The organism is Brevibacterium epidermidis NBRC 14811 (genome assembly GCF_001570805.1).
Classification (GTDB): domain Bacteria; phylum Actinomycetota; class Actinomycetes; order Actinomycetales; family Brevibacteriaceae; genus Brevibacterium; species Brevibacterium epidermidis.
The window spans coordinates 77,694-100,710 of record NZ_BCSJ01000014.1 but is presented as its reverse complement, the minus strand read 5'-3'; the positions used below and the strand labels follow the sequence as shown (position 1 = coordinate 100,710).

19 protein-coding genes are annotated in these 23,017 nt (G+C 65.6%); 15 read left to right on the top strand and 4 right to left on the bottom strand.

All coding sequences use genetic code 11. The annotated features are described in order from the left end of the window. On the top strand, nucleotides 1-544 hold a 544-nt coding region (locus BEP01S_RS16930), incomplete at its 5' end, for a hypothetical protein (protein ID WP_167348274.1). Nucleotides 545-751: 207 nt separating this feature from the next. On the opposite strand, the gene BEP01S_RS11160 is transcribed toward BEP01S_RS16930, so the two are convergent. Next, a complete protein-coding gene (locus tag BEP01S_RS11160; protein ID WP_062243226.1) occupies nucleotides 752-1,624 on the bottom strand; it encodes a hypothetical protein in 873 nt (290 codons plus the stop codon). Nucleotides 1,625-1,859: 235 nt separating this feature from the next. Here BEP01S_RS11160 and BEP01S_RS11155 point away from each other — a divergent pair, with 235 nt between their 5' ends. After that, the gene (locus BEP01S_RS11155) at nucleotides 1,860-3,683 is read left to right on the top strand and encodes a BCCT family transporter (protein WP_062243223.1); all 1,824 of its coding nucleotides are present in this window, start codon (nucleotides 1,860-1,862) and stop codon (nucleotides 3,681-3,683) included. A gap of 141 nt (nucleotides 3,684-3,824) precedes the next feature. Here the strand turns inward: BEP01S_RS11155 and BEP01S_RS11150 are convergent, their stop codons facing one another. From BEP01S_RS11150 to BEP01S_RS11140, 3 genes are all read right to left on the bottom strand, one after another. Continuing rightward, nucleotides 3,825-5,387, bottom strand: coding sequence for a GMC family oxidoreductase (locus BEP01S_RS11150; RefSeq protein ID WP_062243222.1), 1,563 nt, complete (start codon nucleotides 5,385-5,387; stop codon nucleotides 3,825-3,827). A 48-nt stretch (nucleotides 5,388-5,435) separates the two neighbouring features. Beyond that, nucleotides 5,436-6,914 (bottom strand): aldehyde dehydrogenase family protein, encoded by a 1,479-nt coding sequence (locus BEP01S_RS11145; RefSeq protein WP_062243219.1) that lies wholly within the window; start codon nucleotides 6,912-6,914, stop codon nucleotides 5,436-5,438. A 673-nt stretch (nucleotides 6,915-7,587) separates the two neighbouring features. Further along, nucleotides 7,588-8,268 (bottom strand): hypothetical protein, encoded by a 681-nt coding sequence (locus BEP01S_RS11140; RefSeq protein ID WP_062243216.1) that lies wholly within the window; start codon nucleotides 8,266-8,268, stop codon nucleotides 7,588-7,590. Between the two features lie 180 nt (nucleotides 8,269-8,448). On the opposite strand from BEP01S_RS11140, the gene BEP01S_RS11135 reads away from it, so the two are divergent. From BEP01S_RS11135 to pyrG, 13 genes are read left to right on the top strand one after another with little or no spacing between them, the layout of a single operon-like run. Further along, on the top strand, nucleotides 8,449-9,444 hold the full coding sequence (locus tag BEP01S_RS11135; protein ID WP_062243213.1) for a hypothetical protein: 996 nt from the start codon (nucleotides 8,449-8,451) through the stop codon (nucleotides 9,442-9,444). Next, complete coding sequence (locus tag BEP01S_RS11130; protein ID WP_062243210.1) at nucleotides 9,441-10,418, top strand: HAD-IIA family hydrolase; 978 nt, start codon at nucleotides 9,441-9,443, stop codon at nucleotides 10,416-10,418. Before BEP01S_RS11135 ends, BEP01S_RS11130 begins: the two co-directional genes overlap by 4 nt. Next, on the top strand, nucleotides 10,415-10,633 hold the full coding sequence (locus tag BEP01S_RS16635) for a hypothetical protein (protein ID WP_083532669.1): 219 nt from the start codon (nucleotides 10,415-10,417) through the stop codon (nucleotides 10,631-10,633). Before BEP01S_RS11130 ends, BEP01S_RS16635 begins: the two co-directional genes overlap by 4 nt. Next, a complete protein-coding gene (locus BEP01S_RS11125) occupies nucleotides 10,630-11,436 on the top strand; it encodes a TlyA family RNA methyltransferase (RefSeq protein WP_062243207.1) in 807 nt (268 codons plus the stop codon). Before BEP01S_RS16635 ends, BEP01S_RS11125 begins: the two co-directional genes overlap by 4 nt. Next, complete coding sequence (locus BEP01S_RS11120; protein WP_174521230.1) at nucleotides 11,433-12,374, top strand: NAD kinase; 942 nt, start codon at nucleotides 11,433-11,435, stop codon at nucleotides 12,372-12,374. The genes BEP01S_RS11125 and BEP01S_RS11120 overlap by 4 nt, the downstream gene beginning before the upstream one ends. Further along, nucleotides 12,375-14,078 (top strand): DNA repair protein RecN, encoded by a 1,704-nt coding sequence (gene recN / locus BEP01S_RS11115; protein WP_062243205.1) that lies wholly within the window; start codon nucleotides 12,375-12,377, stop codon nucleotides 14,076-14,078. 15 nt (nucleotides 14,079-14,093) lie between these two features. Next, entirely contained in the window at nucleotides 14,094-15,332 is a 1,239-nt protein-coding gene (steA, locus tag BEP01S_RS11110) for a putative cytokinetic ring protein SteA (protein ID WP_062243202.1), read from the top strand. Beyond that, entirely contained in the window at nucleotides 15,325-16,317 is a 993-nt protein-coding gene (locus BEP01S_RS11105) for a copper transporter (protein WP_062243198.1), read from the top strand. The genes steA and BEP01S_RS11105 overlap by 8 nt, the downstream gene beginning before the upstream one ends. Further along, nucleotides 16,314-17,180, top strand: a complete 867-nt coding sequence (locus BEP01S_RS11100) for a hypothetical protein (RefSeq protein WP_062243195.1) — start codon at nucleotides 16,314-16,316, stop codon at nucleotides 17,178-17,180. The genes BEP01S_RS11105 and BEP01S_RS11100 overlap by 4 nt, the downstream gene beginning before the upstream one ends. Continuing rightward, nucleotides 17,177-18,937: a murein biosynthesis integral membrane protein MurJ gene (murJ, locus tag BEP01S_RS11095; protein ID WP_083532668.1), complete on the top strand. Its 1,761-nt coding sequence runs from the start codon at nucleotides 17,177-17,179 to the stop codon at nucleotides 18,935-18,937. Before BEP01S_RS11100 ends, murJ begins: the two co-directional genes overlap by 4 nt. Then, nucleotides 18,934-20,136 carry a glycosyltransferase family 4 protein gene (locus BEP01S_RS11090; RefSeq protein WP_062243193.1) on the top strand — a complete coding sequence of 401 codons (1,203 nt, stop codon included), beginning with the start codon at nucleotides 18,934-18,936 and terminating at the stop codon, nucleotides 20,134-20,136. The genes murJ and BEP01S_RS11090 overlap by 4 nt, the downstream gene beginning before the upstream one ends. A gap of 33 nt (nucleotides 20,137-20,169) precedes the next feature. After that, nucleotides 20,170-21,306, top strand: coding sequence for a glycosyltransferase family protein (locus BEP01S_RS11085; RefSeq protein ID WP_039208266.1), 1,137 nt, complete (start codon nucleotides 20,170-20,172; stop codon nucleotides 21,304-21,306). Nucleotides 21,307-21,314: 8 nt separating this feature from the next. Continuing rightward, entirely contained in the window at nucleotides 21,315-22,994 is a 1,680-nt protein-coding gene (gene pyrG / locus BEP01S_RS11080; protein ID WP_062243190.1) for a CTP synthase, read from the top strand. The last annotated feature ends 23 nt before the right edge of the window (nucleotides 22,995-23,017 follow it).

Below are 23,017 nucleotides of genomic sequence, written 5' to 3'. Positions count from 1 at the left end.
ATTTTTTGGGGTGATGGCCTCGTTCAATCCTTTTGGGTTGGGCGGGGCCATCACTGTATTCACCGGTTGTTGCTACCTGGCGGGGGCGCAGCTACCTCGCGCGAGGTTGCTGCGCCGCCGTCAGGTAGCAATTAGGAGAGGGGAAGGGTTGGAGACGAAGAGAATTGACGCTCTCAGAGCCGAGCTTGCTCGCGACGGCGAGGTTGCGATCGGGTTCAATCGGACGAAGCAGTTTCTGCGTAATCCTGCCGGTTTTCTCGGGCTGCGCCGTTCCTCCCCGCCCTCACCACAGGTGATCGTCAACAACTTCGGTCTGTGGGCCGCCGTGGACGGATTCCCCGAGAGAGGCGTGCCGTGGGCCCGTATTCTCGAAGTCCACATCACCAAGGTGAACGTCAGCTCGTATATCGACGTAAGCATCAGAACTCCCGATACGCCTGACCGCCGGCGTTCGCTGCGTCTGCCGCATATGCTCACGGTCGATCCGGAAGATCTGGCCAAATGGATCGTCATGGAACTGATGGAACGCGGCAACCCGATCTGACTTTCATCCCGACAGTCCAATGACGACTTTCAACCCGGTGTCCTCCTGAGGAGATCCCTTCCGGATGGTAGGCGACGCGTTCTCGCACCGAAGCTCACATGCTTGTCCATAGTTATGTTGCATGTCACGATGAAACTGTCCGCTGCGCCGGATGCAAGTGAATAGTGACATCCGAATAGACAGCAAGGGAGAGACCGCATGAACGTATCAACCATCATCTGGATCGTCGTCGCCATCGTCGTGGTCCTGATCATCGTCGGCATCATCATCGCAGTCAGCCGAAAGGCGGCGGCGAAGAAGCGCGAACACCAGCGGCAAGAGGCCGCCCAGATTCGACAGGAAGCTGCCGAATCCGAACATGATGTTCGCGCTCGAGAGGCCGAAGTCGAGAAACAGAGGGCAGATGCAAAGCGCGCAAAGGCTGAGGCCGATGCTCGAGCTGCCGAGGCTGATCGTCAGGCGGCCGAGGCTGAACAGCTGGATACTCAGGCCGCGAAGCGCGAAGAAGCTGTGAAGGCCGAACGGCTCGAGCACGACCGCAGGCTGCAACATGCCGACGAACTTGACCCGGATACACAGCAGGATTCCGGTGACGCTCGTCGTGCAGACAACGCCGGTGCTGCTGGGGCGGCCGCGGCCGGGGCTCATGGGACGTCGACGAACAGCCAGACTGAGCACCGCCCCGACGAAACCGTACCGCAGGACGGGCATCGGCCCGACGAGCCAGTCCAGCGAAACGATGTCCGCCATGAACAGCCTGTTCGGCCGGACGCACCTCGTCAGGACCATCCTGGTCATCGTGATCACGCCTATGTGGAACAGCCTGTTCGGCAGGATGCGCCGCGTCCGGACCAGCCTGGCTCTCAGGAGCCGGTGCGCCGCGATCCCTACGCACAGCAGCAGGACATCCGAACTGACCAACAACCGCCGGAAAACGGAGTCCGGCCCCACGCCGAGGAGCCGCCGGCCGAGGAGTACGATCCTCGAGTCGACCGACGCGGCACTCAAAGCCCATACGCTCGCGGCGATCGGAGGGTGGATCCGCTCGATGACGGAGGGGACCCCGACGTTCCGAAACACTGACGCATCATCGGCCTGAGTCAGATGAGACGGTGCCCGAACCACCCACGGTTCGGGCACCGTCTCGTTGGTCTCGGACCTCCGGGCACTGCGAGCGATCGTGCTTCGGATGGGAACTGCCGCCTCGGCGAGGGATCGAGCTGAGAACAACGACACGAATTCGTGACAAGCGGTTGCGTTGAAATCGATTGATGCTTCTGTAGTGTGTACGGCAAGATCCTAAGGAAGGCACCCTATGCTCGACAAGCTGCACGACGCACTTCGACTCCGCACCAACCCGGCCATCTTCTTCTCCTCAGCGGCCGTGATCATCATCTTCGTCCTGGGGACGATCTTCTTCACCGATCAGCTCGACGCAGGCGTCTCGGTCGCCTCGGATTGGCTGCTGACGAACCTCGGCTGGTTCTACATCCTCGGCGTCACCGTCTTCGTCGCGTTCCTCATCTACATCGCCGCCTCCCGCTACGGGCGAGCGAAGCTCGGCCCCGACGACGAACCCCCGGAGCATTCCAATGGCGCCTGGTTCGCCATGCTCTTCGCCGCCGGCATCGGCTCGATCCTCATGTTCTGGGGCGTTGCCGAACCCGTCAGCCACTTCGGCGATCCACCGCGTGCTTCCCTCGGCATCGAACCGGGCACGCCTGCCGCCGCGGTAGATGCCATGAACTTCACGTACTACCACTTCACCCTGCACACCTGGGCGATCTTCACCCTGCCCGCGCTGTGCTTCGCCTACTTCATCCACAAGCGGAACCTGCCGCCGCGGGTGAGCTCGATCTTCCAGCCCATCCTCGGTGAGAAGATCCACGGTCCCATCGGCAAGACAATCGATGTCGTCGCCATCATCGGCACAGTCTTCGGCATCGCCGTCTCGATCGGTCTGGGCACGTTGCAGATCAACGGCGGCCTCGCCCAGGTCATCGGCGTCCCCGAGAACGCTCTGTGGCAGCTGATCATCATCGGCGTCGTCTGCGGACTGGCTACGATCTCAGTCTCGCTCGGCCTCGACAAAGGCATCAAGGTCCTGTCGAACCTCAACATCGTCGTGGCTGTGCTGCTGCTCGTCTTCATCGTTGTCCTCGGCCCGACCCTGTTCATGGCCAAGGGCGTTTTCGAATCCCTCGGCACCTATATCCAACAGCTGCCCGAACTCGCGCTGTGGAACGACACATTCGCCAACACCGGCTGGCAGAACACCTGGACGGTCTTCTATTGGGCGTGGACGATCACCTGGTCGCCGTTCGTCGGCATCTTCATCGCCCGCATCTCCCGCGGACGCACCATTCGCCAGTTCGTCATCGGCGTGCTCGCCATCCCCTCGGCCTTCTCAATCCTGTGGTTCGGCATCTTCGGATACGCCTCATTCGACATCGAGCTCAACCAAGGCGGAGGACTGGTCGACCGAGTTGTCGATCAGGGCGACATCCCCGGTGCGCTGTTCGCGTTCCTTGACCACTATCCGCTGGCCGGTCCGATATCGGTGATCGCGATCGTCCTTGTGGTCATCTTCTTCGTCACCTCGGTGGATTCCGCAGCTCTCGTCGTCGACACGATGAACAACGGCCACGAAGACTTCAACCCGCTGCCGCAGCGTATCTTCTGGGCCCTTGCCGTCGCCGTCGTCACCGCGGCACTGCTGGTGTTCTCCGGTTCCGGCGGGCTCGAAGCGCTGCAGTCGACGATCATCCTCGTCGGCTTGCCGTTCTTCATCATCGCCTACTTCCAGATCTACGCACTCATGCGAGCCCTGCGCGAGGATGCGGGCGTTCTGCCGCGGGTGCGCATGCGCCGTTGGAAGAAGGTCCTGCCACCCGAAGAGGTCGAACGCCGACAGGGCGGAGACGAACAGTTCGGACACGAATACGACGACGATGAGGAAGTCGTTACCGAACCCGAAGCGGTCGAACCGGCACCGGAGTTCCGGGATCCGTATATCGAGGAATCCCGCGAGAAGAAGAGCCGGCGCGAGGGGACCTTGGCCAGCCGCACCGGCAGCCGTTCGAAGAGATCGGGCCACGGTAAGGGCGGTGACCCAGGGCAGGACGACGGCGCCGACTGAGGTGGCTCACCGTGGCCAGCGGCGACAGTCGATTGTCGCGGCCCGGAGCGATCAGCCTGATCGGCGCGGCCGGGCATGACGAAGGGGACGCTGCACATGCAGCGCCCCCTTCGCATCTTCGGATCAGATAGCTATGTCAGATCACTGACCGTTCTTGATCATCTCCGCGCACTTCTCACCCATCATCATCACGGTGATGTTCGGGTTGACCGTAGTGATCTCCGGCATCGCCGAGGCATCGACGACGCGCAGACGGTTGACGCCCTTGACCCGCAGCTGCGGATCCAGCGGCGACATCTCGTCTTCAGGTGCACCCATGCGCACCGTGCCGACCGGGTGGTAGACGGTGTTGTGGGTGCGGGTGATGTAGTCGGCGATCTGCTCGTCGGTCTGGACGTCCTTGCCGGGGAACAGCTCCTCGCCGGCCCATTCGGACATGGCGTCCTGGGAGACGATCTCGCGAGCCTTCTTGATGCCGGCGACCATGACGCGCATGTCATGGCCTTCCGGATCGGTGAAGTATCGGGGGTCGACCTTCGGCTTGTCACGGAAGTCCTTCGAACGCAGGCGCACGGTGCCGCGCGACTTCGCATGAGTGACATTCGGGGTGAGGCAGAAGGAGTTCTCCGAGGTCTTGTAGCCCTGACGCAGGGTGTGCATATCGAAGGGCACCGAACCGTAGTGCATCATCAGGTCGGGACGGTCGAGCCCATCCTCGGTGGGGGAGAAGATGCCGATCTCCCACCACTGGGTGGAATCCTCGACCATCGGCTTCTTGGCCTCCCAGGAGATGACGCCCTCCGGGTGATCGCCCAGGTGCTCGCCGACTCCCGGCGAATCCACGCGGGACTCGATGCCGACCTCGGCGAGGTGGGCCTTCGGACCGATGCCCGAGAGCATGAGCAGCTGCGGGGTGTTGATCGCGCCGGAGGAGACGATGACTTCCTTCTTCGCCTCGATCCGGTTGGTCTTGCCGAAGGCGTTGTTGACCACGAGCACGGCCGTGCAGTTGTCGTCCTCGTCGAACTCGAGCTCCTTGGCCTGAGTGTCGGTGAGGATCGTGAGGTTCTCACGGTCGAGGATCGGGTGGAGGTAAGACACCGAGGAGGACGACCGGGTGCCGTCGTCCTTGCGGTTGACCTGGAAGAAGTTCGCACCGTTGATGACGGTCTGGCCCTCGTTGAACTGCACGCGAGGGATGCCGGCCTGCTCGCAGGCGTCGAGGAGCGCGACACCACACGGATCGACCGGGGGCACGTTCATCAGACGGACGGGGCCGTCATGGCCGTGGTGATCGCCGGGCAACTCATTGTTCTCGAGCTTCTTGTACAGGCCGAAGGTGTCCTTCGAACCCCATCCGGCTGCGCCGTGCTTCTCTTCCCACTCGTCGAGATCCTCGCGCGGAGCCCAGAAGGCGATGCACGAGTTGTGGGACGAGCAGCCGCCGAGCACCTTGGCGCGGGCGTGGCGCATGTGCGAGTTGCCGTTCTCCTGCTCTTCGATCGGGTAGTCCCAGTCGTAGCCGGATTCGAGGAGCTCCATCCAGCGGTTGAGCTCAAGGACGACGTCCTTGTCCGTGTCGGTGGGTCCGGCTTCGAGCAGTCCGACGGTGACCTCGGGGTTCTCGCTCAGTCGGGCCGCGACCGCTGCGCCGGCAGAGCCGCCGCCGACGACGACGTAATCAAAGCTATGAGTAGTCTTCACTGTTCATCTCTCCTTAAACTGCGGTAATCGTCTACAGGCTGCGGCGGATCACTTGGTGTGATCGGGGAACCAGCCGGTGACCGCCGGCTCGAGGTTCTGGTAGATGTGCTTGGCTTCCTGGTACTCGGCCAGCCCCGTGGGTCCGAGCTCGCGCCCGAAGCCGGACTGTTTGTAACCGCCCCACTCAGCCTGCGGCAGGTAGGGGTGGAAGTCATTGATCCAGATGGTGCCGTGCCGCAGACGCTGAGCGACCAGCTGGGTCTTGCCCGCATCCTGGCTCCACACTGCCCCGGCCAGACCGTAGTAGGTGTCGTTGGCGATCTCGACGGCCTCATCCACGGTCGAGAAGGTCTCGACCGTGACTACGGGACCGAAGGCCTCATCGGAGACGACGGACATTCCGCGCTTGACTTGGTCGAGCACGGTCGGCAGGTAGTAGAAGCCATCGGCCAGATCGCCTTCACCGAACTTGCCGCCGCAGCGCAGACGCGCACCTTCGGCGATGCCCTTCTCCACGTAGGCGTGCACCTTGTCGCGGTGTGCCTCGGAGATGAGAGGACCGGTCTCGGCGTTCTCATCGAAAGGTCCGCCGAGACGGATCTGCTCGGCACGCTCCACGAGGCGGCTGACGAATTCCTCGGCGATGGAATCCTCGACGATGAGTCGGGCGCCGGCCGAACACACCTGACCGGAGTGGACGAAGGCGCCGTTGAGAGCATTATCCAGAGCCGCATCGAAGTCGGCATCGGCGAAGACGACGTTCGGGTTCTTGCCGCCGAGCTCAAGGGCGATCTTCTTGATCGAGTCGGCGGCGTTGCGGAACAGCAGACGACCGGTGACGAGGCCACCGGTGAACGAGACCATGTCGATGTCCTCATGCGTCGACAGCGGGGCACCGGCATCGGCACCCGCACCGAGGATGAGGTTGCCGGCTCCAGCCGGCAGACCGAGCTCTTCGAGCACCTGCATGGTGAGGATCGCCGTGTGCGGGGTGAGCTCGGCAGGCTTGAGGATGAAAGTGTTGCCAGCGGCGATGGCCGGGGCGATCTTCCACGCTGCCTGCAGCAGCGGGTAGTTCCACGGAGTGATGAGCGCGCAGACGCCGACGGGCTCGTGCACGATCTTCGACGCAACGGTGTCGGTGCCGGCGTCGACGACGCGACCGGCATCGTTTGCGGCGAGCTTGCCGAAGTAGTCGAAGCAATTCGCGATGTCGTCCATGTCGATCTGCGATTCGACGAAGCGCTTGCCGGTGTCCAGGGACTCGGCCTTCGCGAATTCGTCCTTGCGCTCACGCAGAACGGCAGCGAACTTCAGCAGCAGATCGCCGCGTTCGCTGGCGGGAACGGACGACCAGACGCCGGAGTCGAAGGCGCGACGAGCGGCCCTGATCGCCAGCTCGGTATCTTCGGGGCTGGCTTCGTCCACCTCGGCGACGAAGCTGCCGTCGGCTGGGTTGTGGATCTTCCGGGTTCCACCGTTGACGGCTGAAACCCACTGTCCGTCGATGAAGAGTGTGTTTGGCACGATTTCTCCTTTTCCTAGCGGGTGAACGAGTTGCAGTTCTGTGGAGTCGAGTGGTCTACGGGCCGTCTGACCTGCACGGCGACTGAGCTCTGCGGCGTCGACTCGCGTGCTTCCGGCAATCACAATAGGCGAAGTCAGGGGCCGAATGCGCAATCCGATGATGCTGGTCACATAGGCAAGTGATATTGCTCATGGCGCGGCAGGGGACTGCGGCTGAAGGGGCTGTGCTGTCGTTCGCAGAAAGCGCGACGGGCAGGTCGGTCGCCGCGGGGGAGAAGCGGGCGGTGCAGCCTGAAATTCTGATCGTGGAAAAGCGGAGACGTCCGTCATCCGCACAATGGGCTTCCACGTCAGGTGTCATTCATCTCCTGGTGTCGAGGCGGCGCAGATCTCCGCTGCCGCCGAACCTCTTCGATTGCCGTCGGTCGTGTTCGACTGGATTCGCCTTGATTCTAACAGAGCGCTGAGGCGGTGACCTGGGTCTCGACGCTCGTGACAGCGGGCACGATGGTGAGCAGAATCGGGGCGTTGACGTGTCCCCGCCCACACGGCGTTGGAGCAGTGAGTGCACTAGAATAGAGCGGAACATCAAAAAGACTTCATAGGGAGAATCGTGGCCCAAGGGGATTCGCGAGACAGCCAGGACAACCGCCGCGCAGATGGCGGTCACCGCTCAGATCGCGACAACAATCGCAACCGTCGACCGGACAACCGGGACGGCCGCGGGCCACGCCATTCCGACCGCCGTGGTGGTTATCAGGGCAACCGCCGGAACGACGATGATCGTCGCGGTGGCTACGGCCAGAACCGTCGGGACGACGACCGCCGTGGTGGTTATCAGGGCAATCGCCGCAACGACGATGATCGTCGTGGCGGCTTCAACCGTGACCGCCGCGATGGTGATGACCGCCGTGGTGGTTACCAGGGCAATCGCCGCAACGACGACGACCGTCGAGGCGGATACAACCGGGACCGTCGCGATGGGGACAACCGTCGTGGAGGCTATGGCCAGAACCGTCGTGATGATGACCGCAGGGGCGGGTTCAATCGTGATCGTCGTGATGATGACCGCCGAGGCGGTTACCAGGGCAACCGTCGGAACGACGATGACCGCCGTGGTGGGTTCACCCGCGATCGTCGCGGTGGCGACGACCGCCGTGGCGGCGACGAACGTCGCGGTGGCTATGGCCAGAACCGTCGGGATGACGATCGCCGTGGCGGCTACCAGGGCAATCGCCGCAATGACGATGACCGCCGAGGCGGCTTCAACCGTGACCGTCGCGACGGAGACGACCGTCGGGGCGGCTACCGCGGAAGCCGCCGTGACGACAACCGCGGAGGACGCGGCGGCCATGGCCGCAACGACAACGACCGTCGTGCATCACGCAAGACCGACACGGGCGACTACGCACGCGAACAGCGGGCCCGTCGCCCGCGCATCCAGGAACCCGAGATCCCCGAAGGCGTCACCGGCCGCGAACTCGACAAAGAGATCTCGTCACAGCTGCGTTCCCTCGATAAAGAGAACGCCGACATGGTCGCCAAGCACCTCGTCGCCGCCGGCGGCCTGCTCGACCTCGACCCGGAACGAGCCCACGAACATGCCAAGGCCGCCATGGCCCGCGCCGGTCGTGTCGCCGTCGTCCGCGAAGCACTCGGCATCGCCGCGTACTACGTGGAGCAGTACGACGAAGCCGTCCGCGAGCTGCGTACCCACCGTCGCATCTCCGGTTCGAACGACAACATCGCGCTGATCGCCGACGCCGAACGCGGCCGCGGAAAGCCCGAGAAAGCCCTCGAGCTGCTGAAGAACTCCGAGGAACTCGACCTCGAGAACGAGACCCGCACCGAACTCGTCATCGTCGCAGCCGGAGCGAAATCCGACCTCGACGACATCGCCGGTGCGCGCCGACTCATCGAAGCTGAGGACTTCACTCAGAAGCCCAGCGGCGGACTCGTCCGACTCATGGCCGCGTACGCCGAGGTGCTGCGCATCGACGGCGAAACCGAACTCGCCGACAAATATGAAGAGCTCTCCCGCCGCACCGCCAAGGCGACCGGCACCCTCTTCGGTGACGAGATGCCGGACCTCAACGCCGGCGTCGAGATCGAGACCGTCGAAGAGGTCGAAGACGAGCCCGAAGCTCCCGAAGCTGAGACCTCCGAAGAGTCTGACGCTGAGGCCGCTGACGCCGAGGCAACCGAGGGCGAGGCCGCGGACGCGGAGACTGTTGAGTCTGCGGACGACTCAACCAGCGAAGCCGATGATTCGTCGGCCGAAGCAGTCGCCGCTCCTGTCACAGCTGGCGAACCCTCGACGGAAGCCGACGCAGAGCCCGAGGCTCCGGCGGCAGCCCCGAAGTCGAAGACGCATGTCTCGGCGAAGGAACTGAAGTCGGTCAAGGTCACCGACGACGAGATCGAAGCCGAACTCGACGAGATCCTCGCCGATGCCGAAGCAGGATCTGACTCTGACGCAGACGGTTCCGACTCTGACGCAGCACCCGCCGAGGCCGACGGAGACCAGTGACACTGACCGCCGAACTGGACAACACAGCAGATGGGCGCCTGCCCGAGTCCCCGGGCACGCCCATCGACTGTGTCCTGTTCGACCTCGACGGAGTCGTCTACCACGGCAACCACGCCATCGACGGTGCCGCCGACGGCATCAACTGGCTCCACACGCAGTCGATCCCGGTCAACTACGTCACGAACAACGCCACCCGCACCGCAGAAGCTACGGCCGAAAAGATCACCGGCATGGGAGTCGACGCCTCCGCTGACGAGGTGATCACCTCGGCGCAGGTGCTCGCCGAACGCCTGGCCGAACGATTCGGACCCGGCGCCCGCGTCCACCTCCTCGGCACCACCGGACTGCGCATCGCACTCGAAGACGCAGGCCTCGAAATCACCGACTCGCTCGACGCTAATCCCGTTGCCGTCGCACAAGGACTCGACCCGGAGATCGACTACGCGAAGATCGTCCGCACCTGCGACATCATCCGCTCCGGCGCGGAATGGTGGGCGAGCAACCCCGACTTCTCCCTCCTCACGGAAACCGGGAAAGTCCCCGGCAACGGTGCCTTCGTCGAGCTCATCGCCCGACTCACCGACGCCACCCCCGTCATCGTCGGCAAACCCGCCCCGCACATGATGGACTTCGCGGCCGGCCGCCTTCGCGCGCACCGGCCGCTCATGGTCGGGGACCGACTCAACACCGACATCGAAGGCGGATGCGCCGCCGGAATCGACACGGCACTCGTCCTCACCGGAATCCACGACGTCCATGACGCCCTGCGCGCTGGGCCCGGGAGCCGACCGACCTTCATCCTGCCGAATCTGCGCGGACTCGAAGCCCTCATCACCGGCACCGACCGCGGGGAAGCCGGCCGGATCGAAGCCGAACTCCGGCGGGCATGGGCGGCCATCGATGCGGGGGAGACCGACGCCGAGGCGGTCCTGGCCGAAGGACGCCTGCCCCACCGGATCGGGGAGGACGAATGAGCGAGAACCAGACACCGACACCCGGGCCGACCCCGGGAACAATCCCCACCCCAGGCACGCCTTCAGCTCCAACCCCCGCCTCGGTGAGTGGGGACGTGCCGGTCGAGACATGGCGGGCCGGCCTCGCCGAAGCCAAAGAGGCACCGGCCGCAGAGCGCCATGAACACTTGAACTCCCTACTCAACGATCTCGACGCGCAGGTGGGTTCCTTGTGAGCAGACTCGACCGGGCTCTCGTCGACCGCGGACTGCTGAACTCTCGCTCCCGCGCGGCCCGCGAAATCGCCGCCGGCCGCGTCAGCGTCAACGGCCGCACCGCCTCCAAAGCCTCCCAAGACGTGAAAGACACCGACGACGTCACCGTCACCGAACCCGACCCCTGGGTCGCCCGCAGCGCCCACAAACTCCTCGGCGCGCTCGACGCCTTCGACCTCACCGACGAACTGAGCGGACTGACCGCCCTCGACGCGGGAGCCTCCACCGGCGGCTTCACCCAAGTCCTCCTCACCCGCGGAGTCGCGCAGGTCTGGGCCGTCGACGTCGGCCACGACCAACTTGCGCCCATCCTCCGCGTCGACCCGCGCGTGCACGTCCGCGAAGGACTCAACCTCCGCGAACTCGCCGACTCCGACGTGCCGACCGTCGACCTCGTCGTCGCCGACGTCTCCTTCATCTCCCTGCGCCTGCTCATCGCACCGCTGCTGGCCGCCACCGCCGCATACGGAGAACTCCTCCTCATGGTCAAACCCCAATTCGAACTGGCACGCGCGTCCCTGGACAAACACGGAGTCGTCACCAGCCGGGACAAACGCCGCCGCGCCATCGACTCCGTCCTCGAGTCCGTCACCGACCACGACGCGCGCGTCACCGACATCGCACCCTCACCGCTGCCGGGCCCGAGCGGGAACCGAGAGTACTTCCTGCGTGTTCGCCCAGGCCGAACACATGACCAGTCCGATAGGCTCGACCAAGCAGACATCCCCGCCCACCTGGACGAAATGATGAGAGGAGAGTCGTGACCAGACACATCATGGTGCTGCTGCACCCCCAACGTGATGAGTCGGCCGTGGCCGCAGTCAGCGTGTTCAAGGCCCTCCTCGACGACGGAGTCACCCCCGTCGTCCTCTCCGACGAGATCGTCGGCATCCGCGCCCGACAGGCCGAAGCCGTCGACGACGAACCCATCCTCAACCACTGCATCATCATCGATCCCTCCGAGCTGGGGGAGTGGAAGAACGCCTGCGAACTCGTCATCGTCTTAGGCGGCGACGGCACGATCCTGCGCGCCGCCGAACGCTTCCACGGCTCCGGCGCCCCGCTCATGGGCGTCAACCTCGGCCATGTCGGATTCCTCGCCGAAAGCGAGAAGGAAGACCTCGCCGAGGCGGTCCACCGCGCCTCCCAACGCGACTACTCCGTCGAGGAGAGGCTCGCCCTCGACGTGTCCGTGTGGCACGAAGGCGAGAACATCTTCAACGCCTGGGCGCTCAACGAGGCGACCATCGAGAAGACCTCGAAATCCCGGATGATCGACGTCGTCCTCGGCGTCGACGCCCGCCCCGTATCCTCCTTCGGCTGCGACGGCGTCATCCTCGCCACCCCCACCGGCTCGACCGCGTACTCGTTCTCCGCCGGCGGTCCCATCGTCTGGCCCGAGGTCGAAGCGCTCATCCTCGTTCCGATCTCCGCCCACGCCCTGTTCTCCAAACCTCTGGTCGTCAACCCGACCTCCCGCCTCGGCGTGGAGATCTCCCAGTCGAATCCCGAGTTCTCCGCCGTGCTGTGGTGCGACGGTCGCCGTGCCCTCGAACTGCCGTCCGGGGCGCGTGTGGAAGCCACGCGTTCGAAATCGCCGATCCGCCTCGCTCGCCTGCACACCGGCCCGTTCACCGACCGACTCGTCGCGAAGTTCCGCCTGCCCGTCTCCGGCTGGCGAGGACCGATCAAGGAGGCCTGAATGATCTCCGAACTGCGCATCTCCCACCTCGGCGTCATCGCCGAGGCCGCCGTCGAACTCGACACCGGCTTCACCGTCGTCACCGGTGAGACCGGTGCGGGCAAGACCATGTTCGTCTCCGCTCTGTCCCTTCTCATGGGCCGCAAGGTCGGCTCTGGAGTCGTGCGCAAAGGCGCGGAGAAGGCCGAAGTCGAGGGCATCTTCACCGGAGTTGCCGAACCCGTGCGCGAACGCATCGAGGAAGCCGGCGGCAGCGCCGACGACGAAGCGATCATCTCCCGTACCGTCGCACTCAAAGGCCGCGCCCGGGCGACGGCCGGCGGACGGACCGTGCCGATCTCCGTGCTCACCGACATCTCCTCGGACCTCATCACCCTCCACGGCCAGTCCGAACAGCTGCGCCTCAGGGGAGCCGCCCAGCAGCGGCACCTCCTCGACGCCGCCGGCGGGTCGGCCCTCGCCGAGGTGGCCGACCGCTACCGTGTCGCCTTCGAGAACTGGCGCGAGACGCAAGCCCGCGTCACTCGCATCAAAGACTCAACCGCCGCCCGCCGCGAACGCATCCTGTGGCTGCGCGGCTGCCTGGAGGCCATCGACAAGGTCCGTCCCGAACCCGGTGAGGACGAGACCCTGGCCGCGCAGGCGGCGAAGCTCGGGTCCGCCGCCGAGATCACCCGCGCCGTCGGCGCCGCCCACGACCTGCTGCTCGGTTCTGAGATCGACGATGCCGGGGCGGCCGTCGACCTCGTCCACCAAGCCATCAGCACGATTTCCGATGTCGAAGGCTCCGACAAGGAACTCGTCACCATCCGCGAGGCACTCAACGACGCTGTGCTGCGCCTGTCCGACTCCGCCGCGGAACTGTCGTCCTACCTCTCGGGATTCGACGAACTCGGCGAGACCTCGCTTGAGGAGACCGAAGCCCGTCGCGCGGAACTCGGATCTCTGGCCCCCTACGGCCAGGACGTCGCCGAAGTCCTCGACTTCGAAACCCGATCGGCCGCGGAACTCGCCGAACTCGAAGCCGAGGACCGCGACCTCGACGGACTCGACGCCGAACTCACCGAGGCTCGCGAGACCATGGAAGCGGCCGCCTCGGCGCTCACCGAGATCCGCAAGTCCACCGCGGAGGAGTTCTCCGCAGCCGTCAGCGAAGAACTGGCCGCCCTGTCGATGCCGAAGGCCTCGGTCGCCTTCGAGATCTCCGAACGCGAACCCACCACCCACGGGGCCGACGAGGTCCGGCTGACCTTCGCCGCCCACGAATCCTCCATCCCCGATGACATCGCGAAGATCGCCAGCGGTGGTGAGCTCTCCCGCGTCATGCTCGCCATCGAAGTCGTCCGCGCCGCCAGCGAATCCATCCCCACCTACGTCTTCGACGAAGTCGACGCCGGAGTCGGCGGCAAAGCTGCCGTGGAGATCGGTCGCCGACTGGCCAAGCTCGCCCGGAACGCCCAGGTCATCGTCGTCACCCACCTGCCGCAGGTCGCAGCCTGGGCCGACACCCATGTGACCATCGTCAAGGACGATGACGCCGAGACCGTGCGCTCGGGCGTGCAGGAGCTCACCGATGCCGAACGCGTCGTCGAACTCTCCCGCATGTTGGCAGGAATGGACGACTCCGCCTCGGCGAAGGCCCACGCGGCCGAACTGCTCGACAACGCTCGGCAGGTCAAGGAGGCCGGCGTTGGCAGCAGATGAGAGAATGGGCGGACCATGAAAGTGCGCAGACACCGTGAGAACCTCACCGCACCGACTCGGTCCGGTCCCGCCCCTGCCCGTCTGGACCGACGCACAAAGAATCTGACGAAACGCCTCCAAGCAGGCGATATCGCCGTCATCAAACACTCCGATATCGACCGCATCTCCGCCGAAGCCCTCGTCGCCTGCCGGCCGGCCGCGGTGATCAACGCGGACAAATCGATCTCCGGCCGCTACCCGAACCTCGGCCCGAGCATCATCGTCGACGCCGGCATCCCCCTCATCGACGCCGCCGGAGCGGAGATCTTCGACACCGTCGACGAGAACGCCGAGATCTCCATCGAAGGCGCCACCATCTACTCTGGCGAGACCGAAGTAGCCACGGGAGTCCTGCAGACGGCCGAGACGATCGCCGAGGACATGCACGCCGCCGAAGCCGGAATGAACTCCGTGCTCGTCGACTTCATCGACAACACGATCGAATACATCCGCAAGGACTCCGATCTGCTCTCGGCCGAACTCGTCGTGCCCGAGGTGAAGACGAAGTTCACCGACCGGCATGTGCTCATCGTCGTCCGCGGGTACCACTACAAGGAGGACCTGGCGATGCTGGCCTCCTACATCCGCGAATACCGGCCGCTGCTCATCGGCGTCGACGGCGGAGCCGACGCCATCATCGAAGCCGGATACCGACCGGACATGATCGTCGGGGACATGGACTCCGTGTCCGACACCGCTCTGACCTCGGGTGCCGAGATCGTCGTCCACGCCTACCGTGACGGCACGGCACCCGGCACCGAACGGGTCGAAGCCCTCGGCGTCGAATGCGTGGCCTTCGCAGCCTCGGGCACGAGCGAGGACATCGCCATGCTGCTCGCCGACGACAAAGGCGCCGAACTCATCGTCGCCGTCGGCACCCACGACACCGTCATGGAGTTCCTCGACAAAGGCCGCAAGGGCATGGCCTCGACCTTCATCACCCGACTGCGCGTGGGCTCGAAGCTCATCGACGCCAAGGGCGTGTCCCTGCTCTACCGGCAGCGCATCTCCAGCCTGCAGCTGGCCGTGCTCATCATCTCAGGCCTCGTCGCCCTCGGTGTGGCGATGACCGCGACCTCGGCCGGACAGACCTTCCTCGGCCTCATCGGCGCCCAACTCGACGGCCTCTTCGGCTGGATCGGCTCACTCTTCGGCGGCGACCCCACAGCATCGACCGATTCCGCCGGCCTCATCCAAGGACTGACCCGTGATTGATTTCCGCTACCACCTCGTCTCCCTCGTCTCGGTGTTCCTGGCGCTGGCCGTCGGCATCGTCCTCGGTGCGGGACCGCTGAAGGAGCCGATCGGCGAATCCCTGCAGAGCCAGGTCGACGCCCTGCGCTCTGACCGCGACAACCTGCGTTCGGATCTCGACGCGGCCAAGGGCAATATCGACAAGCAGAACGAATTCGTCACCGCCTCCGCCCCGGAACTCATCGGCGGCACCCTCGACGGGCAGGAAGTGAGCATCATCGCCGCCCCCGAAGCGGACTCCGAGCAGGTCGAAGAGGTGAGCAACCGGGTCAAGGAAGCCGATGGGACCATCGCCGGCGACGTCTCGTTCGTGCCGAACACGCTCAGCCTCGACGATTCCGATCAGTTCCTCAAGAAGCTGCGGATCCTCGTGCCGAACCTGCCGAAGGACGACTCGACCGCGATCCGCGCCGCCCTCGTCATCGCCCTGACCGGCGACGCCTCGATGCTCGAGGACGAGGACGACCAGGCGGATGCGGAGAAGCAGGCGGCGAAGCTCTACGACGCCTTCGTCGAAGCCGACCGTCTGCGCACCGACTCGGACCACAAGACGACCTCGCTGTTCATCGTCATCGACGATGAGAACTCGACCCTCGCCGAGGATACCGAGCCCAGTCCGCAGGCCTCCGACGACAAGGGCACCCGCACCCTCGTCACCGACTTCGTCACCGTACTCACCGCCGAAGCCACCTCGGTGGTCGTCGCCGGTGACGCCGGATCGGCACAGAACGGACTCGTCAACGTGCTGCGGTCGGAGAAGTCCCGCGCCAGCACCGTCGACGGACTCGGCCTCGGTGCCGGCCCCGTCATCACCGTGCGGGCACTGGCCTCCGGAGAAGACGGAAAACACGGGCACTTCGGATTCGCCGAGGATGCCGAAAGCATCCTGCCGGGCAAGATCGAAGACACATCCTCCGATGACACGCAGAACGGAGACGAGAAATGATCCGCTCCATCGTCAGCACCGCCGTGGCCGGACTCGCCGGCTTCACCGCGACGAAGGCCGTGCTCAGATCACGGCTGCGCACCCATGAGAGCGTGGTGCGCACCAACCACGCAGGACACGACGTCTCACTCGCCGAAGGCCCCGCCGTCACAGCGGGACTGCTGGCCGGGAGCCTGCTCATCGAAGATCCCCGTCAGCGGACGGCGACCCTGCTGGCCACGGCCGCGGCGGGCGGCCTCGGTGCTGTCGACGATTTCTGTGAGTCCGGGTCCTCCAAAGGCCTGCGCGGCCACCTGTCCGCACTGGCCCGCGGGGAGATCACGACCGGGACGTTGAAGATCACCGGCATCCCGCTCGCGTCGATCGCGGCCGCCGCGATCCTGCGCAGCCGCACCCGCCCGACTGGGATCTTCGGGATCAGCCATAAGGACGACCGGCCCTGGTACGCGGCCGCCGCGGATGTCATCGTCACCGGGGGAGTGATCGCCGGATCGGCCAACCTGTTCAACCTCCTCGATCTGCGTCCCGGCCGGGCACTCAAGGTCGGAGCACTCACGCTGGCCTTCACCGACCACGAACGCCGCGTGTCCTGGGCACCCTCAGGTGCGATCGCCGGAGTCACGGCCGCCGCCTGGCCCGATGACCTGGCCGGTGATGCCATGCTCGGAGACACCGGAGCCAACGCCCTGGGCGCGGCGATCGGCGTGATCCTCGCCGAAACCGCCACCCCGGCACAGCGACGCCTCATCCTCGCAGTCCTCGCCGGACTCACCCTGGCCAGCGAGAAGGTGTCCTTCACCTCCGTCATCGAATCAACACCGGGCCTGAGGGAGATCGACTCCTTCGGCCGCGAGGTCGTGTGAACAAGCTCGTTCGAGTCCTCGCCTCCACGGCGCTGCTCGTATCGATCATCACCCTGCTGACCCGACTGGTCGGCTTCTTGCGCTGGCTGGTGTTCTCGGCGACCGTCGGCGCCGGCACCGTCGGCACCGCCTACCAGAGCGCGAACCAGGTCCCGAACATCCTCTTCGAGGTCGTCGCCGGCGGCGCCCTGGCCGGAGCGGTCATCCCGCTGCTCGCGGTGCCGCTGGCCAGATCGGACAAGCAGACCGCGGGACGCATCGCCTCGGGCCTGCTGACCTGGGCGATCAGCGTCACCCTGCCTCTGTCGATCTTGCTGGCCGTCTTCGCCCCGCAGATCGCGAGGATCCTCGTCGACACGAAGACCAGTGACGCGGGAGTGCAGGCGACCGTAGAGCTGCTGCTCATGTTCTCCCCGCAGCTCGTCCTCTACGGAATCGGCGCCGTGCTCACCGGGGTGCTGCAGGCCCACCGGAGGTTCCTGTGGCCGGCTTTCGCCCCGCTCCTCTCCAGCCTCGTCGTCATCGGCAGTTATATCGCCTACAAAACAGTCGGCGGCAGCGACGACACCTGGCAGACCCACCTCGGTTGGCTCGGCTGGGGCACCACCGTCGGCGTCGCAGCTCTCGCTCTGCCGTTGGCCCTGCCGATGGCCTCGACCGGTTTGAAGCTGCGCCCCACCTTCACCTTCCCACCCGGAGTCGCCCACCGTGCGCTGCGCCTCGCCGGTGCCGGAATGTCGGCCCTGCTCGCCCAGCAGGCCGCTGTGCTCGCGACCCTGACTCTGGCAAACCACATCGGCGGGGACGGCACGCTCGTCCTCTTCAGCTACATCAACGCCGTCTACCTCCTGCCCTACGCCGTGCTCGCCGTGACCGTGGCGACCGTGGTCTTCCCGACGCTATCGACCTGGGTGGGACGATCCACCGACCCCGAGGCGACCGAGCACAGACGTGCGGAAGCCGGGAAACGCTTGCGGTCGGTGACCTCGACGACGACGGCGCTCATCATCGCCGTCGGCGGACTCGGCGCCGTCATCCTGCTCTCAGCTGCGGGCCCCCTGCAGACCTTCTTCATCGCCATCGACGCCGAAAACACATCCGCCGCTCCCTTCGACTCGATGGCACCGGCGATCATGGTCATGGCCCTGGCCGTGCCCGGTTGGTGCTTCGTCGCCTGGGGCACCCGCGTCTTCTATGCGCTCGAACGCTCCCGACACTCGGCCGCCGCCACGACGACGGGCTGGATCCTCGTCATCGTCGGCATGGTCGGGGCCATCCTCGTGACGAATGCGAACGGCAACGCGGGACTGACCCTCATCTGCATCTGCAGCGGCTACGTACTGGGCATGACAGTGGCCGGAGTGTTCCTCCTCGTGAACATGCACCGCGTCCTCGGACCCGCCGGACTCGCCCTCGTCGGACGTCGGTCGCTGCTCGCTCTCGGGGCCGCCGTCGTCGCAGGCACCGCCGGGGTCGTGACCTCGCAGTGGTTCGGGGGACTCTTCGACAATTCCGCGAGCTCGGCGGTCATCGCCGGAGTCGTGGCAGCCCTCATCGGCTGCGCGGTCTTCGGCCTCATCGTGCTCATCGTCGACCGCGGTTTCCTCGGCGAAGTCCGCAGTCTGTTGGCCGACCGCAACCGGGCAGGTGTCAACGACGAGACGACCGTCCACGCAGCAGAGACGCACAATAGAGACAACGGACCCAGCGACACAGACAACGGTTCCAGCGACACCGACAGGGAGGAAGACTCATGAGAATCGTCTTCACCATCGGCACCTCGACCGGGGGAGTCGGCACCCATGTGCACGCACTCGCCCGTGACCTCGCCGCCGCCGGGCACGAGATCGGAGTCATCGGACCGGCCGCCACCGACGAGCACTTCGGGTTCTCCCTGCTGCCCGGAGTCCGCTTCGGCGTCCTCGAACTCGGCACCGGAATCGGGGCCTCCGACGCCGCTCTCATCCGCCGCCAGCGCACACTGCTGCGCAGCTTCGCCCCGCAGATCGTCCACGCCCACGGCTTCCGGGCAGGGCTGATCACCCTGCTGACCCTGCGCACGCTGAAGAGCCGACCGAAATTCGTCCTCAGCCTCCACAACCAAGCCAGCGGACAGGGACTGCGCGGCCGGGTCGAAACCCGCGTCGAGACGATGCTCGCCCGCGGTACCGACCTCGTCCTCGGCGCCAGCACCGACCTCGTCGATCGTGCTCGCGAACTCGGCGCGCAGACCGCTCGCTTTCTTCCTGCCGCCGCCCCCGAGGTCACACCTGTATCCGCCGAGGCGGCCGCCGCCACCCGCGCGAACCTGGCCGAGGAATTCGACTTCGATCCCGGCGCACTCATCGTGCTCGCCGTCGGGAGGGTTGCCAAACAGAAGAACTACCCGATGCTCGTACGCGCACTCGCCCGCCTCGGCGAAGGAAACCGACAGGCCCAGGGGAACCGGCAGAACGAAGGAAACCGGCAGACCGAGGGGAACCAGCCGAGCGAGATCGTCGCGCTCATCGCCGGTGCCGCCGACGACGAAGTGCTCGCCGAAGTCCGCGCTCAATACGATGACGCCGCAGCCGCCTCGGCGATCCCTGCCCTGCATTTCCTCGGACCCCGCGACGACATCGCGGAACTCGCGGCCGCCGCGGACATCTATGCGCTCACCAGCGTGTGGGAAGCTCGTGCGCTGGTGCTCCAAGAAGCACTCATCTCCGGCAAGGCGATCGTGGCCACGGCCACCGGCGGCAGCGCTGAACTCGTCGGCGACGCCGGCATCCTCATCGACCCTGACGACGATGCCGCCTTCGCTGAAGCCGTGGCCGAACTCGCCGTCGATCCCGCCCGCCGCGCCGAACTCGGGACCCGGGCCCGGGCACGCGGGGCCGAGCTTCCCGATGAGAGGGAAGTTGCCGAAGAACTCGCAGGTCTTTACACGGAACTCGTGTCTGCCCAGGTAGGCTAGAACCAGCGTCGAACGAAAGAAGAGGATGAGGAAATGAGCGAATCCGGCGAGGTCAACCCACTGAGCGCAGACACAAGGATTCTGCACGTGCTCGCCGAGACCACCGGTCCCGTCGTCGAAGTGGCGAAGCTCGCCGTGCTCGGTCACCTCCGAGCCGGTTATAAGGTCGCCGTCGCCGCGCACCGGTCACTGCTGGGCACCTTCGGAGTCCCCGAGGAACTGGCCGGCGAATTCCGCGAGATCGAGCTCGCAGCACGCAGGCGCTTCACGATGGCCGACCCGAACACCGCCTTCACTCTTCACAAGTACTACCAGCACGTGGACATCGTCCACGCACACGGACTGCACGCGGCGACGCTCGCCGGCCTGGCCTTCACTGGTCTGCCCGCCCGCCTGCACCCGAAGGTCGTCGCCACCATCGAGTCCTTCGACTCCGCGAACGTCATCGAGAAGACCGGAGCCGAGATCGTCGGCCGCACCGCCACCGCAGTGCTCGGCACGACCGAACCCGTCGTCGACTACTACGGCGGCCGCGTCCCAGTCGTCGAACGCGCCGAACTCGTCCACCCGGACATCGACGTCGACCTCACTGTGCGCACCCCGCGCGCCGAGGTCCGTCGCGAACTCGGCATCGGCGAAGGCACCTGGATGGTTGCCAGCCCCATCGCCCTGCGCGACCACACGGCCCTGGCGACCGTCCTCGACGCCGCCGACCAGATCAACCAGCGCCGCCGCGACCGCAACGTCGTCTTCGCCCTCACCGGCACCGGCAAGGACCGCTCGACGATCTCCCGCGAATTCGCCGACCGCGGAGTCCTCGTCGCGCCCGCCGGCGACCTCGTCGATGTGGCGGCCGCCGCCGATGTCGTCATCGCCAGCGAAACCATGACCGGTCTGTCCCACGAAGACCTCATGCAGCTGTCGAAGCCGGCAGTCTTCATCGGCAGCGAACGTCGTGCAGGCATCTGGGGAGAGGCCGCGAAGGCCGTTCCCGCCGACGACACGGAAGCTCTGCTGCGTGAGATCAATCATCTTCTCGACGATCCGGCCGGACGCGGAACTTCCGCTGTGGCAGCAAAGAAGCGGGTCATCGACGTGAGCAACGGGGCGGCGATCTCCGAAACGCTGCTCGATCTGTACGCCGAGGTCGACGCCGTCTCGGATTCGTGAGCCGGACTTTGATAGAATCAAATCCCGTGGTGAATCGAACTGGCCCAGGCGGCACACATACGGCAAAGCACATCTTCGTCACGGGAGGCGTCGCCTCCTCGTTGGGCAAGGGTCTGACGGCATCGAGCCTCGGCCATCTGCTCACTCAGCGCGGTCTCACCGTGGCAATGCAGAAGCTGGATCCCTACCTCAATGTGGATCCCGGCACGATGAATCCCTTCCAGCACGGTGAGGTCTTCGTCACCGAGGACGGCGCAGAGACTGACCTCGACATCGGCCACTACGAGCGCTTCCTCGACAACAACCTCGACGGCGCAGCGAATGTGACCACCGGACAGATCTACTCCTCGGTCATCGCGAAGGAACGCCGCGGCGCGTACCTCGGCGACACCGTCCAGGTCATCCCGCACATCACCGATGAGATCAAGGCGCGCATGCGTGCCCAGGCCGAACGCCCCGAGGCGGACCGTCCCGATGTCATCATCACCGAGATCGGTGGCACCGTCGGCGATATCGAATCCCAGCCCTTCCTCGAGGCGGCCCGCCAGGTCCGTCACGACATCGGCCGGGACAACGTGTTCTTCATCCACGTCTCCCTCGTGCCCTACCTCGGGCCCTCCGGAGAGCTGAAGACGAAACCGACCCAGCACTCGGTGGCGACGCTGCGCTCCATCGGCATCCAGCCCGATGCGATCGTGCTCCGCTCCGACCGCGCCCTGCCGGATTCGATCCGCGCGAAGATCGCCGGCGCCTGCGACGTGGAGACCGAAGCTGTCGTGTCCTGCGTCGACGCCCCGAGCATCTACGACATCCCTAAGGTCCTCCACGACGGCGGCCTCGACGTGTTCGTCATCCGCAACCTCAACCTGCCCTTCCGCGACGTCGACTGGACGAAGTGGGACTGGGTACTCGAGCGCGTGCACAACCCGTCCCGGGAAGTCACCATCGGCATCGTCGGCAAGTACATCGACCTGCCCGACGCCTACCTCTCCGTCACCGAGGCGCTGCGCCACGGCGGATTCGCCAACGACGCGAAGGTCACGATCAAGTGGATCCAGTCCGATGACTGCTCCACCGAAGCCGGCTCGGAAGCGGCGCTGAACGGCCTCGACGCGATCTGCGTGCCCGGCGGATTCGGCATCCGCGGCATCGAAGGCAAGCTCGGCGCACTCGAGTACACACGCACCCACGGTATTCCGACGCTGGGCCTGTGCCTGGGTCTGCAGTGCATGGTCATCGAATACGCACGCAATGTCGCCGGCATCGAGGCGGCTTCGTCGTCCGAATTCGACCCCGAGACCACGGTCCCCGTCATCGCGACCATGGCCGAGCAGCTCTCGATCGTCGAAGGCGAAGGCGACCTGGGCGGCACCATGCGCTTGGGCACCTACGAGGCGAAGCTCACCGAAGGCAGCGTTGTGGCCGGCGTGTACGGAGACACGACGATCAGCGAACGTCACCGTCACCGCTACGAGGTCAACAACACCTACCGTGACCAGCTCGCCGAGGCGGGGCTCGAGTTCTCCGGAACCTCACCGAACGGTGAGCTCGTCGAATTCGTCGAACTTCCGAGTGATACGCACCCGTTCTACGTCTCCACTCAGGCGCACCCCGAGCTGAAGTCGCGTCCGACCTCTCCGCACCCGCTGTTCGCGGGCCTGGTCGCCGCGGCGCTCGAGCGTCAGTGACCGTTGTCCAACCTCACAGTGAA

Coding starts and splice junctions, on each gene's coding strand:
- BEP01S_RS11155 (WP_062243223.1), top strand. CDS start 1,860: ATGCTCGACAAGCTGCACGACGCACTTCGACTCCGCACCAACCCGGCC.
- BEP01S_RS11140 (WP_062243216.1), bottom strand. CDS start 8,268: ATGGCCGCCGCGTCCTCCGCGGTTGTCGTCACGGCGGCTTCCGCGGTA.
- BEP01S_RS11135 (WP_062243213.1), top strand. CDS start 8,449: ATGGTCGCCAAGCACCTCGTCGCCGCCGGCGGCCTGCTCGACCTCGAC.
- BEP01S_RS16635 (WP_083532669.1), top strand. CDS start 10,415: ATGAGCGAGAACCAGACACCGACACCCGGGCCGACCCCGGGAACAATC.
- recN (WP_062243205.1), top strand. CDS start 12,375: ATGATCTCCGAACTGCGCATCTCCCACCTCGGCGTCATCGCCGAGGCC.
- steA (WP_062243202.1), top strand. CDS start 14,094: ATGAAAGTGCGCAGACACCGTGAGAACCTCACCGCACCGACTCGGTCC.
- BEP01S_RS11100 (WP_062243195.1), top strand. CDS start 16,314: ATGATCCGCTCCATCGTCAGCACCGCCGTGGCCGGACTCGCCGGCTTC.
- BEP01S_RS11090 (WP_062243193.1), top strand. CDS start 18,934: ATGAGAATCGTCTTCACCATCGGCACCTCGACCGGGGGAGTCGGCACC.
- BEP01S_RS11085 (WP_039208266.1), top strand. CDS start 20,170: ATGAGCGAATCCGGCGAGGTCAACCCACTGAGCGCAGACACAAGGATT.